The following is a 13,443-nucleotide window of genomic DNA, read 5'->3' on the forward strand; positions in this document are numbered from 1 at the left end:
GATATGTAAATGTCTTATGAAAAAGTTGAACAGGCTGCGTCAATTATCATCGGCACAAAGCAGACGGCCCGGGCGATTGAAACAAATTCCGTATCGGAAGTCATCGTTGCCAGGGATGCGGATGCAAGGGTAGTCGGAAAGATTATTTCCTTATGCAAAGATAAAGGTCTGCCGGTTCATTATGTTGATTCAATGCGCAGGCTTGGTAAAGCGTGTGGAATCGATGTAGGTACTGCGGTGGTTGCTGTTAAATATCATATGTAAGTCAAATTCTGTTTTTGCCTTATGGCTGCGTGTCTGGTGCGTGTTTCATACCAGACACGCAGTGGCAAAAACCTTTCATTTGCTTTTTTATGAACCACCAGGACCTGTGGTCTTAAATATGTATAGTTTGGAAGGAGGTGCGACGAATGCCAACTATTAATCAGCTGGTGCGTAAAGGTCGCGAAAGTAAAGTTTACAAATCTAAATCCCCGGCTCTTGGTAAGGGATACAACAGTATGAAGAAAGAGTTGACCAACACAAACTCTCCACAAAAGCGTGGGGTATGTACTCGTGTTGGTACAATGACACCGAAGAAGCCAAACTCTGCCCTGCGTAAATACGCTCGTGTTCGTTTAACAAACGGAATCGAGGTTACTGCGTATATCCCAGGAATCGGCCATAACCTGCAAGAGCACAGTGTTGTTCTTATCCGTGGTGGCCGTGTGAAGGACTTACCAGGTGTGCGTTACAAAATCGTACGTGGAGCTCTTGATACTGCCGGTGTGCAAAACCGCCTGCAATCCCGTTCCAAATACGGTACAAAACGTCCAAAAGCGCCTAAAGCTTAATATAGCTTAACGCGAAACAAAACGATTCATTCAAAACTAGAAGCAAAGGAGGGGAATTGAATGCCACGTAAAGGCCCAGTACCTCGTCGTGATGTATTACCTGACCCGATTTATAATAGTAAATTAGTAACCCGTCTTATTAACCGTATGATGATTGACGGAAAACGTGGGGTTTCCCAGCGTATTTTATATGATGCTTTCAATCTTGTTCAACAACGTACAGGTCGTGAACCTATGGAAGTGTTTGAAGAAGCAATGAAAAACATCATGCCGGTTCTTGAAGTGCGCGCTCGCCGTGTAGGTGGTGCTAACTATCAGGTTCCTGTTGAAGTTCGTCCAGACCGTCGTACAACTCTTGGACTTCGCTGGTTAGTAGAATACTCACGTAAACGCGGAGAGAAAACAATGGAAGAGCGCTTAGCAGGGGAAATCCTTGATGCTGCTAACAGCGCCGGTTCTGCCGTGAAGAAGCGTGAAGATACACATAAAATGGCAGAAGCAAACAAAGCGTTTGCTCACTACCGCTGGTAGAATCATAAGCGGATATATATCCGCTTGCGATTCCCAAATCTCTAAAATGAGAAAGGGGCTACTATTCAATGGGACGCGATTTCCCTTTAGCCAGAACTCGTAATATCGGTATCATGGCTCATATCGATGCCGGTAAAACGACGACGACTGAGCGTATCCTGTTCTATACCGGCCGCGTGCACAAAATCGGTGAAACACACGAAGGTGCTTCGCAAATGGACTGGATGGAACAAGAGCAAGAGCGTGGTATCACGATTACGTCGGCTGCCACAACTGCTCAATGGAAAGAACACCGTGTAAACATTATTGATACACCTGGACACGTAGACTTCACAGTGGAAGTAGAACGTTCCCTTCGTGTACTTGATGGTGCGGTTGGGGTTCTTGACGCACAGTCTGGTGTAGAACCACAAACAGAAACAGTATGGCGCCAGGCAACAACATACGGCGTACCACGTATTGTTTTCGTAAACAAGATGGATAAACTGGGAGCCGACTTCCTGTATTCTGTACGTACGCTTCATGAGCGTTTACAAGCGAATGCACACCCGATTCAATTGCCGATCGGTGCGGAAGACGATTTCCGTGGAATCATTGACCTTGTTGAGAAAAAGACATACATCTATACCAATGACCTTGGTACAGATATCGAAACTACTGACGGTTTCCCGGCTGAATATGCAGATCAAGCAGAAGAACTGCGTGGCAAGTTAATTGAAGCAGTTGCTGATTTCGATGAAGATCTTATGATGAAGTATCTTGAAGGTGAAGAAGTTTCTATTGCGGAGCTTAAAGCGGCAATTCGTAAAGGGACCATTAGCGTTCAATTCTTCCCTGTTGTTTGCGGTTCGGCCTTCAAGAATAAAGGTGTTCAACCAATGCTTGACGCTGTTATTGACTACCTTCCATCGCCACTTGATGTTCCATCGATTAAAGGGGTACTTCCAGACAGCGATGAGCAGGTAACACGTGAATCTAGCGATGAAGGTCCATTCTCGGCCCTCGCTTTCAAAATCATGACGGACCCTTATGTAGGTAAGCTAACGTTCTTCCGCGTATATTCAGGTACACTTGAATCCGGTTCATACGTATTGAACTCTACAAAAGGCAAGCGTGAGCGTATCGGTCGTATTCTGCAAATGCATGCGAACTCCCGTGAAGAAATCAAAATGGTTTACTCCGGTGATATCGCTGCAGGTGTAGGTTTAAAAGATACAACAACTGGCGATACTCTTTGCGACGAGAAGGATCCTGTAATTCTTGAAGCTATGGAATTCCCTGAGCCGGTTATTCGTATTGCAATCGAGCCAAAAACAAAAGCCGACCAGGATAAAATGGGTATGGCGCTTTCAAAACTGGCTGATGAGGATCCAACATTCAAAACGTATACTGATGAAGAAACAGGACAAACGATTATCGCTGGTATGGGTGAGCTTCACCTTGATATCATTGTGGATCGTATGCGCCGTGAATTCAAAGTAGAAGCGAATGTAGGTGCTCCACAGGTTGCATTCAAAGAATCCTTCCGCCAACCTGCGAAAGTTGAAGCTAAATATGCTAAGCAGTCCGGTGGTAAGGGTCAATACGGCCACGTTGTGGTTGAATTCGAACCAGGTGAACCAGGTTCAGGCTATATCTTTGAAAACAAGGTCGTTGGTGGTGCGATTCCTCGTGAATATGTCCCGGCAGTACAAGCTGGTATCGAAGAAGCCATGTCAAATGGTGTTCTTGCAGGCTATCCGCTGCTTGACCTGAAAGCTCGACTTGTTCATGGTAGCTACCATGAAGTTGACTCATCTGAGATGGCGTTCAAAATCGCCGGATCTATGGCGTTCAAAGAAGCTGGTAAGAAGGCAAACCCTGCTATTCTTGAACCAATGATGAGAGTAGAAGTAACTGTACCGGAAGAATACATGGGCGATATTATGGGTGACGTTAGTTCTCGTCGCGGACGTATCGAAGGTATGGAAGCTCGCGGTAACGCGCAGGTAGTTCGTGCGTTTGTACCACTTTCTGAAATGTTCGGTTATGCAACAAACCTGCGTTCCCGTACACAAGGCCGCGGTACGTACTCTATGCACTTCGATCACTATGAAGAAGTACCGAGAAACATCGCGGAAGAAATTATTAAAAAAGCTAAAGGTGTTTAATTTTTAATAAAACCCCTTTATTGTAAACCGAGAAAGGTTTAAAATGTGTAGTGGGTACATACCCGTTTCCCATTTTGACCTTTCTTGCAAATACTTAATTAAAAAACCAACCTTATTAAGGAGGCTTTTTTCCAAATGGCTAAAGAAAAATTTGAGCGGAATAAACCGCACGTAAACATCGGTACTATCGGTCACGTTGACCACGGTAAAACAACTCTTACAGCTGCTATCACAACTGTACTTGCTCAGTCTGGTCAAGCAAAAGCTATGGACTACGGTTCAATCGATGCTGCTCCAGAAGAGCGTGAGCGCGGGATTACAATCTCTACTGCACACGTTGAGTATGAAACTGATAACCGCCACTATGCACACGTTGACTGCCCAGGTCACGCTGACTATGTTAAAAACATGATCACTGGTGCTGCTCAAATGGACGGAGCTATCCTTGTAGTATCTGCTGCTGACGGTCCTATGCCACAAACTCGTGAGCACATCCTTCTTTCTCGCCAGGTAGGCGTTCCTTACATCGTTGTATTCATGAACAAATGTGACATGGTTGATGATGAAGAATTGCTTGAACTTGTTGAAATGGAAATTCGTGACCTTCTTTCTGAATACGAATTCCCAGGAGACGACATCCCAGTTGTTAAGGGTTCTGCTAAAGAAGCTCTTGAAAACCCAACTGGTGAATGGGCTGAGCGCATTAAAGAACTTATGGCTGAAGTTGATGCTTACATCCCGACTCCAGAACGTGCAGTTGACCTACCATTCCTAATGCCTGTAGAGGACGTGTTCTCTATCACAGGTCGTGGAACAGTTGCAACTGGTCGTGTAGAGCGCGGTGTTGTAAAAGTTGGAGAGCAAGTTCAAATCCTTGGTCTTACTGAAGAACCAAAAACTACAACTGTAACAGGTGTAGAAATGTTCCGTAAGCTTCTTGATCAAGCTCAAGCTGGTGACAACATCGGTGCGCTTCTTCGCGGTGTTGACCGTACAGATATCGAGCGTGGACAAGTACTTGCTAAGCCAGGTTCTGTAAAGCCTCACACTGTTTTCACAGCTCAAATCTATGTTCTTTCTAAAGAAGAGGGTGGACGTCACACTCCATTCTTCGCTAACTACCGTCCTCAGTTCTACTTCCGTACAACTGACGTAACTGGTATCATCAAACTTCCAGAAGGCACTGAAATGGTTATGCCTGGCGATAACATTGAGATCACTGTTGAACTCATCAGTTCTATCGCTATGGAAGAAGGTACTCGCTTCGCGATCCGTGAAGGCGGACGTACAGTTGGTGCCGGTGCGGTTGCTACTATCGTTAAGTAATAACTTCACTGTATATAGAAAAGGACCCGGCTTTTGCCGGGTCCTTTTTGTAATCAGGAAATTCGTGCCTTTTTTGATTTGCGTTTTTTATCTGCATGGTACTCCATCAGTTGTTTTGCCGCCTGCTTAATGTCCGAGGCATCAACATGGATAAATTCCCCTTCATACTCTTCTTCCTTGTGCGAATACCGGGGGTCGTAATATGTTTGAAGCAGGGTACGTATAAAGAGACGGTATTTTCGTTCTACCAGGTAGCGGTAGCAATCATTGCGGGCAGATGTCTCCATCCGGCGGGCGATTGCCTGAAATGCCTCGGTAACTTGTTGAATAAACCAGCCTTTATCCTGGTACGGTATAATATAATCCTCATATAAACGCTCTACTCTTACCTCCAGTGGAGCCTCTACAGAAAAATGAATTCCTTTTCTTTTTCCTTCAACTAAAAACTCGGGCAGTACGATTTTTCCGATCCTTCGGCTTTCTGCCTCCATGTAAGCATACGAGTCATCATTTTTCTTTATTTCAAGAAGATTTTCATATAACAAAGCGTCAAACATCTTCTGATTTTTTTCTTCAATGCCAATGGAACCGAATACAGAGCCACGGTGTCCGGCATAATCCTCTAAGTCCAGAACATGCTGCTCCCAGGCTGCAAGCTGGGTAAGAATATGCGTTTTTCCAACCCCGGTCATTCCGTGCAGCACGTAAAGTACATCAGGAAGGAGGGCAGCCGTTAAATGTTCGTTAACATGCTGGCGGTACGCTCTATATCCGCCTGTAAGACGTAAAACCGGAAGGCCTGAGAACTGGGCAAAAGTAGCCATAGAAAGGCTGCGCATCCCACCTCGCCAGCAAAAAACAACAGGCTGTTTACCCGTAGTATGCTCCTTGATTTGCTCCATTAACCGGGGGAGTTTTGGCGATACAAGGTGCATCCCCTGCCATTTCGCTTCCTTCTGGCCGCGGTGCTTGTATGCGATACCGATTTCGGCGCGCTCTTCATCTGTAAACAATGGAACATTCACCGCGCCAGGAATGGTTGCCTCTTTATATTCTCCAGGGCTGCGGACATCAATTAGTACATAATCTTTTTCCTGTTTGGCTAATTTTTCTACAGGAATATCTCTTGTCATCAAAGCAAGTACATCTCCTTTTTGAAGTGGAAGGCCTCTATGGTATAGTAAAGATATAACAATGAAAGGGGTGGACAGAGTGGACAAGGAAATCATTAAGCTTACATCACTCTCGACAAAGGCTGGTTGAGGCTGCAAAATCGGCCCGGCCGACCTGGCGCAAGTTTTGTGCCATTTACCCAAGCAGTCAACAACAGACGCAAACGTTCTTGTAGGTTTAAATGTTCCCGATGATGCCGGTGTTTATAAGTTGAACGACGAAACAGCGCTGGTGCAGACGGTTGACTATTTTACCCCTATTGTCGACGATCCATACCTGTTTGGTCAAATTGCAGCGTCAAACGCCCTGAGTGATGTGTATGCAATGGGCGGAAAACCACTTACAGTTCTGAACATCGTAGGCTTCCCTATTAAAAAGCTTGACCCATCTATTTTAGCAGAAATTTTGCGTGGTGCGTCAGATAAAGTAATGGAAGCGGGAGCTGTCATCATTGGCGGCCACTCAATTGATGATCAGGAGCCGAAGTTTGGCATGGCGGTTACAGGCACAGTCCATCCGGATAAAGTGTGGACGAACCATGGTGCTAAACCTGGGGATGTGCTCATATTAACCAAACCAATTGGTGTTGGCATCCAGACAACGGGGATTAAACGGGACTTGCTTCAGGCTCAAGAAATCGAGCGAGTATCCCGTGTGATGGCGGAGCTAAATAAAACTCCAGCAGAGATTGCTGCTCCATTCTCCGTTCATTCATGTACCGATATTACAGGATTTGGCCTGCTGGGCCATTTGAAAGAAATGGCGGAAGGAAGCGGAGTGGGCATAGAACTGAATACAGACAATGTTCCTATTCTTCCACGGACGCGGGAATTAGCGGAACTCGGGGCTGTACCAGGAGGAACGAAAGCCAATTATGCCTGGCTGCAGGACAATGTTTTGTATCCGGAAACAATGGATGAAATCGATCGATGGATTTTATGCGATGCCGTTACCTCGGGTGGCCTGGCCCTCAGTCTTCCAGCTGAACAGGCAGATAAGTTACTTATACGGCTGCATGAAACAGGAATTGAGGAAGCCCGCCTTATCGGACAGATTACAGCGGACCATCCCGGTAAAATTCGCGTCCTGTAATGCACTAACAGATATGGCCGTCTGTTCATTTGGTGAATCAAGGAGTAAAAAATGAACGCTGAACAAAAGCAAAAATTACGCAGTCTTCCCGCTGTTCATAAATTTATTCAGGAGCCGGACTTTATACAGTGGCGCTCGGAGAACGGTTATGGGGAAGAAGAACTTGTCCCGATTATCCGGCAAGTCATAGAGGATGAGCGGCAAGCCATTATGAGCGGGGAATCGGAAAAAGAAGACAAGATGTATAATTGTATAGATTTTTGGATTTCTATGCTCCAGAAACATGTTTATACATTATACGAACCCCATCTCGTACGCGTCATTAACGGCGCTGGAGTGATTCTTCACACGAACCTCGGCAGGGCGGTTCTTTCTGAACGGGCGGTTCAGCATATGACAGAGGTTGCCCTCCATTACAGCAATTTGGAGTATCACCTCGGGAAAGGAACCAGGGGTTCGCGCCATGACCATGTGGAAAGGCTGATTACCCGGTTAACAGGGGCAGAATCGGCTATGGTAGTCAACAACAATGCCGCTGCTGTTTTCCTCGTTTTGCGTCAGATGGCGGGTGGGAGAGAGGTTATTGTCTCCCGTGGGCAGCTTGTAGAGATTGGCGGTTCGTTTCGTGTTTCGGAAATTATGCGGGAGAGCGGTGCTATTTTACGTGAGGTTGGAACGACAAATAAAACGCACCCGTATGATTATGAAAACCACATTACAGACCAAACGGCTTTGCTGATGAAGGTACATACAAGCAATTTCAAAATAACCGGTTTTACCAAAGAGGTATGTATGGAAGAATTGGCCGAAATCGGGCGAAGAAACGAGATTCCTATATACGAGGATTTGGGAAGCGGTATGCTGTATAACCTGGCTGCGCACGGAATTGGCGATGAACCGCTTGTTTCAGATGTAGTCAAGGCAGGTGCAGACATTATTTCTTTTAGTGGGGATAAGCTTCTTGGCGGTCCCCAGGCAGGTATCATTGCAGGGAAGAAGAAATATATCGATGCGATGAAAAAAAACCAGATGGCCCGTGTACTCCGGGTGGACAAGGTTACACTTGCTGCTCTGGAGTCTACGCTTCTATCCTACCTGCATCCGGAGCGTGCTGTTCATGACATCCCTGTACTTCGTGATATTCTGCAGCCTGCTGAAGCAGTAAAACAGCGGGCGGATTCGTTTGCTTCAGCGATGAAGGCTTCCGGCCTTGATGTTACCGCAGTGGTGCGTGAGGATGAAGCTGAGGTAGGGGGCGGAACGCTTCCGGGAGTGACTGTTCCCTCATGGGTTGTTGCCCTTCGCTCTGCGCGCCACAGTGCCTCATCTCTCGAGCGGCTGCTCCGTTGTGGAAACCCGGCTGTTATCGGAAGAATTCATGATGACTGGTTTCTGCTTGACTTTCGAACGATTTCGGAAAATGAAATCGAAGTAGTTATAGAGGCCGTGAAAAAAGCCATTAAAGAGTAAACCAAAAGAAGCCGCCTGCGAATTGGACAGGCGGCTTCTTTTCATGCGCTTAGGCCTTTTTTCGAATGTTTTTAAAAGCGACAACCGCCGAGTTGGAAGAAGGCTCTTCTACGGCTGCCTTTTTCAACTCCTGTTTATATGTTTCCCGCGAAATGCTCAGTACGATCCCAATGCTAATCATGTTGACCAGCAGCGATGAGCCACCATAGCTAATAAAGGGGAGGGGGACACCCGTAATTGGAATCAACCCGGTGACACCGCCGATATTAATAAACGCCTGGATAAATATCATGCTTACCACGCCAATCCCCATAAGATTTGCAAACGGATCCTGCAGCCGGAGGGTAACGGTGATAATTCTCCATAGATAAAACAGGTAGATGAGCAGGAAGAGTGTTCCTCCGATAAACCCTAATTCTTCGGACATAATCGCAAAAATAAAGTCCGTCTGCGCTTCCGGAAGATAGAGGAACTTCTCAATGCTTTTACCGAAGCCAGCCCCGGCTATTCCCCCATGCGCCAGTGCAAAGTAAGAATGCATTAATTGAAACCCCTTATCCAATCCATTCGCCCCATCAGCCCACGGATCGCTGAAATTAGCAATACGTGCCCATCGGTAAGGAGATGTAACGATATAAATAATGCTAAAGATAGAAAAAACTACGCCTAGTGCAGCCAGGTGTTTTAAGTTGGCGCCGCCGGCAAAAATAACGGCAGCTGCTGTAAGAGCTAAAATGGTAGCGGAGCCAAAGTCAGGCTGCTTCGCAATAATGAGGAAAAAAGCACCGACGATGACCATGCTAGGCATGAAGCCTTTCTTAAAATGGCGGACATGTTCTCCTTTTTTCGCAATCAATGCCGATAAATAAATAATAACAGCAAGCTTGGCAAATTCAGCGGGCTGAACTGAAAAAGCACCCAAACTAATCCAGCTGCGTGCACCGTTTAGCCTAGTACCTATACCTGGAATAAGGACGGCGGCCAAAATAAAAAGGGCAGTAACCATAATCGGAACAAATGACTTTTTAAAAAATGTATAGGGGACGTTCATTATGGAGAACATCGCTGTGATTCCAATTAACGCCCACATCAACTGTTTCTTCATGAAGTAAGTATCGTTATGGAACTTGTACAGGGAAAAGACGGAGCTGGCACTGTATACCATCACAATCCCAAATCCAACGAGCAGCAACGTGAGGATAAGAAGTAAAAAGTCGGGCTTTCCTCTTGTTTTCATAGATTCCTCCAATAAGGATTGATGCATTTTAATTTTAATGATGAAGCTTCTACTCATAGTTTACTATACTCTTGCCTGTTGAGCCGAGCATTTTTTTAATTTTTTTACCAACGCAACATTAATGCCGCGTTAACATTTCATTCATATTAACTTAATAATTTTCGAGTATGATTATCTACTATAATCTTATTTGCAGCAGGCCGTTGATATAAAGTTAAAAATTAGGAATGTCAATTTCGATAAACATATGACAAGAGAAACGGGGAGAGAAACCTCAATGCAGGAAAACCAAATAATGGAGTTAAAGGATAAAGTTTTAGAATTGGCATATTTAGCCCAGGAAGGTTTTATTCAATCATGGAAGTCATTTGAGGAAGGAAATCTTGAAATAGCCAAAGGGGTCATTGTCCGCGATGAAAAGTTGAATGTGGTGGCCGAAAAAATCTTTAAAATGAGCTTAAGCTTGATTGCTCTCCAGGCTCCTGTTGCCACTGATTTACGAATGGTCGGTTCGTACTTAAAAATCGCTACGGATCTTGAGAGGATTGGAGATTTAGCAGTGGAAATTGCTAAAGTCGTTGTCCGTCTCGGCGGAAGTCCGTACGCCATTTCGTTATTCGAAATTCCTACAATGGCTGCAAAAGTTCACGAGATGCTTGATGTAGGCGTAGAAGCACTGCGCAGCTGGGATACGAGCCGGCTGCGCTCCCTTGATGAAATGGATGATGTGATTGATGCATATTACAGCAAATGTTTTAATTATCTGGAAGTCAGTATGGAAAGCAATCCGGCCTTTGTTAAAGAAGGAGCGCAGCTGCTGAAAGTAATCCAAACACTGGAACGCATTGGAGACCATACTACCAATCTTGGTGAATGGACTTTCTATATGACAACAGGAAGTATTGCAGACTTAAATACATGAGAAGAAGGGGCTGTCTTTGTGACAGTTCTTTTTTTATTTCTTATCAGTAAAGCAGCTTGGAATTTTCTTATTGTAAGTTCCGCGTCGCCTATAGAGAAAAATAATAAGCATATTGATGAGATGGAAACAGAAAATGAGGCACTTGGCAGCTCTGTTACCTCCTCTTAATTATGAAAGGGTATGTAAGTGAAAAAATACTTGCATGCCCTTTTTTTATAACGGTGTAGGCATAAAGAAATGAAACTTTTGTTATTTCTGTTTCATTTTTTAAAATAATGGGTACTTAGTATCATGGAAGAGGAACAAAAGGTTCATTTCATATGGTAAAATAATGCAGATAATTAAATTCTTTACTACATACTTTTGAATGGCGGGAATCATAATGACACTGCATAAAAAAACATTGCTTCTTATTAGTGTCACGATTATAGGGCTGCTTACTGTTCTTTATTTCACGCTGCGCTTTATTTTATTAGAGAACTTCGAACAGGTAGAGCGGCAAATAGTGAAAACGAACGTAGAGCGAGCGTGCAATGCTTTGAATAATACAATTCAGGGTCTGGATAGCTTCGCAACGGACTATGGAGGTTCGGATGATACATACCGATTTGTTGTTGATAGGAACAGGCAATATATTGCATCCGTTTTAAATGACGATACCTTTAGTAAAAATAGATTCAACCTGCTTCTTATGATTAATTCTTCAGGTCGAATCTTATATGCAAAAGCATTTGATACCCGCAACAAGAAGCAGGTACCGCTCCCGAATGAATTAAAAACCCGCGATTTCTCTAAAGGCTTCGTTGTACAGCATAAAAATATAAATAGCAGTATAACAGGTATAATAAATTTATCGGAAGGACCGATGCTGGTGGCAGCGCGGCCTATTCTAACGAGTGAATATAAAGGACCGGTAAGAGGAACGCTCGTTATAGGCCGGTATCTGGATGACTTAGAGGTAAAGAAAATTGCTTCCATGACCAACCTGGCTATCGGAATGAAGAGGTTTGAAGATAAACATCTCTCCTCCGATTTTCTAGAAGCCAAAAAGGGTTTAGCGGGATCGAGTGGGATCTTTGTCAAACCAACAGGTCAGAACACCATTTCGGGGTATATGCTGTGGCGTGACATATATGGGAATCCAGCCTTGCTAATAAAGGTAGACAGGCCGCGCGATATATACAGCAAAGGGCAGCTCGGTATGCTCTGTTTTCTCATTGCTCTTCTTCTGGCTGGCCTTGTTTTTGCGCTGGTGACTTTATTTATTGTCGAAAGAGTCATTTTGTCAAAGGTAGGCTCTCTTAACCGAAGTGTACGTGATATTGAGCAGTGGAGGGATCTTTCCGCTCGTATTGCTATAGAGGGGCGAGATGAGATAGCGGGGCTTGCTATTCAAATCAACCGCATGCTCGCGGCTCTGGAGAAATCCAGTAAGGAAATTCATTTGAATGAAGAGAAGCTGCGGCGGGTTACGGACTCAACGCTTGATCTTATTTGTGAAATTAATGGAAGGGGAGAATTTATTTACAATAATTCTGCTTACAAGAATATATTGGGGTACAGCCTGAGTGAGTTAGCCGGGGATTCTATATACAGGCGAATTCATCGGGAAGATGTGGCCGGTGTGCGTGCCGCTATACAGCGATCGCTGACGGCAAGAAGTACAGGCAGAATGGAATTTCGCCATAGGCATAAAGGTGGACAATATTTATGGATGGAGGTAATCGGCAATCCTCTTTTTGATGAGAACGGAAAGTATACAGGAGCGATCCTTACGATGAGAGAAGTAACGGAACGGAAGCTTGCTGAGGAGCAAATCCGGTACCAGGCATATTATGATCAGCTTACTGGGCTGCCAAATCGGAATCTGTTTTATGATCGGTTTTCGATCGCATTGGCGCAGGCAAAGAGAAATGAACAAATGCTGGCGGTTATGTTTCTTGACCTGGATGGCTTTAAGCTTGTCAATGATACATACGGGCATGATGTCGGGGATTTTCTTCTACAGGCAGCCGCCAGCCGCCTGAGGGGATGTGTACGTGCAGGGGATACGGTTGCAAGGCTGGGGGGCGACGAGTTTACGATTATTCTTGAAGGAATTCAGCAGGCGGCAGACGCTTCCGCTGTGGCCAAAAAAATTATTACTACATTAGAGGAGCCTTTTTTATTAAGTGGAAATGAGCTCAGGGTGACAACAAGTATAGGTATTAGCGTATATCCACACAGCGGGGAAGAAATGGAATCACTTGTTAAAAACGCCGACTCCGCCATGTATGAGGCAAAACAGTGTGGGAAAAACCAATACCAATTCCATGAACTTGCCGCGCAAGGCAATATTTTTGTATAAAGGAAAGTGTATGTTGCTTTAAAGTCATGATAAAGTTTTTGTTAGGCAGCTGCAGGATATAATGGCAGCAAACCGACAACATGATTAATTTTTTATGGTTTATATTTCCTCTTTTCATTGCCGTAACGGTGTGATATATTATTAAGGTCGCCAATTAAACGACAGCGAAATAAAATGGCTATCTTTTAAATGGCCAGCAAAAAATAACAACAAATAAGTTGTTGCAATTTGCCTGGTGATTTGATAAGATATAAAAGTCGCCGCGTGAACGAGCGGATGACGCTGAAATAATAGTTCCTTGAAAACTGAACAGTGAAACTTCGAATGTGTGCGAGTTAAATTTTTATCCGGCAACATGACTG

General features: G+C 44.6%; 12 protein-coding genes. 9 read left to right on the forward strand and 3 right to left on the reverse strand.

Going from position 1 to position 13,443, the window contains the following annotated elements:
• Positions 1–9: 9 nt before the first annotated feature.
• The 5 genes from MBEAL2_RS22830 to tuf all read left to right on the forward strand — a co-directional run bounded on the left by MBEAL2_RS22830 (position 10) and on the right by tuf (position 4,840).
• On the forward strand, positions 10–264 hold the full coding sequence (locus MBEAL2_RS22830) for a 50S ribosomal protein L7ae-like protein (RefSeq protein WP_047154547.1): 255 nt from the start codon (positions 10–12) through the stop codon (positions 262–264).
• A 146-nt stretch (positions 265–410) separates the two neighbouring features.
• On the forward strand, positions 411–833 hold the full coding sequence (rpsL, locus tag MBEAL2_RS22835) for a 30S ribosomal protein S12 (RefSeq protein ID WP_047154548.1): 423 nt from the start codon (positions 411–413) through the stop codon (positions 831–833).
• 60 nt (positions 834–893) lie between these two features.
• Positions 894–1,364, forward strand: a complete 471-nt coding sequence (rpsG, locus tag MBEAL2_RS22840; RefSeq protein WP_047154549.1) for a 30S ribosomal protein S7 — start codon at positions 894–896, stop codon at positions 1,362–1,364.
• 68 nt (positions 1,365–1,432) lie between these two features.
• Positions 1,433–3,514, forward strand: a complete 2,082-nt coding sequence (gene fusA / locus MBEAL2_RS22845; protein ID WP_047154550.1) for an elongation factor G — start codon at positions 1,433–1,435, stop codon at positions 3,512–3,514.
• A 135-nt stretch (positions 3,515–3,649) separates the two neighbouring features.
• Entirely contained in the window at positions 3,650–4,840 is a 1,191-nt protein-coding gene (gene tuf / locus MBEAL2_RS22850; RefSeq protein ID WP_047154551.1) for an elongation factor Tu, read from the forward strand.
• A gap of 53 nt (positions 4,841–4,893) precedes the next feature.
• Here the strand turns inward: tuf and mnmH are convergent, their stop codons facing one another.
• Positions 4,894–5,973, reverse strand: a complete 1,080-nt coding sequence (gene mnmH / locus MBEAL2_RS22855; protein ID WP_047154552.1) for a tRNA 2-selenouridine(34) synthase MnmH — start codon at positions 5,971–5,973, stop codon at positions 4,894–4,896.
• A 61-nt stretch (positions 5,974–6,034) separates the two neighbouring features.
• Between mnmH and selD the strand changes: the two genes are divergently transcribed.
• Both selD and selA read left to right on the forward strand, forming a co-directional pair.
• Positions 6,035–7,105, forward strand: a complete 1,071-nt coding sequence (gene selD / locus MBEAL2_RS22860) for a selenide, water dikinase SelD (RefSeq protein ID WP_082130109.1) — start codon at positions 6,035–6,037, stop codon at positions 7,103–7,105.
• A 51-nt stretch (positions 7,106–7,156) separates the two neighbouring features.
• A complete protein-coding gene (selA, locus tag MBEAL2_RS22865; protein ID WP_052947929.1) occupies positions 7,157–8,575 on the forward strand; it encodes an L-seryl-tRNA(Sec) selenium transferase in 1,419 nt (472 codons plus the stop codon).
• Between the two features lie 49 nt (positions 8,576–8,624).
• Here selA and ftsW read toward each other — a convergent pair whose 3' ends face one another.
• Complete coding sequence (gene ftsW / locus MBEAL2_RS22870; RefSeq protein ID WP_047154553.1) at positions 8,625–9,812, reverse strand: putative lipid II flippase FtsW; 1,188 nt, start codon at positions 9,810–9,812, stop codon at positions 8,625–8,627.
• 277 nt (positions 9,813–10,089) lie between these two features.
• On the opposite strand from ftsW, the gene phoU reads away from it, so the two are divergent.
• Both phoU and MBEAL2_RS29635 read left to right on the forward strand, forming a co-directional pair.
• A complete protein-coding gene (gene phoU / locus MBEAL2_RS22875; RefSeq protein ID WP_047154554.1) occupies positions 10,090–10,734 on the forward strand; it encodes a phosphate signaling complex protein PhoU in 645 nt (214 codons plus the stop codon).
• A gap of 382 nt (positions 10,735–11,116) precedes the next feature.
• A complete protein-coding gene (locus tag MBEAL2_RS29635; RefSeq protein WP_052947930.1) occupies positions 11,117–13,081 on the forward strand; it encodes a sensor domain-containing diguanylate cyclase in 1,965 nt (654 codons plus the stop codon).
• A 141-nt stretch (positions 13,082–13,222) separates the two neighbouring features.
• Here MBEAL2_RS29635 and MBEAL2_RS33165 read toward each other — a convergent pair.
• The coding region (locus MBEAL2_RS33165) for a hypothetical protein (protein ID WP_236692981.1) at positions 13,223–13,443 on the reverse strand (221 nt) is incomplete at its 5' end.

The sequence above is a fragment of the Aneurinibacillus tyrosinisolvens genome, assembly GCF_001015055.1.
In the GTDB taxonomy this organism is placed as follows: Bacteria; Bacillota; Bacilli; order Aneurinibacillales; family Aneurinibacillaceae; genus Aneurinibacillus_A; species Aneurinibacillus_A tyrosinisolvens.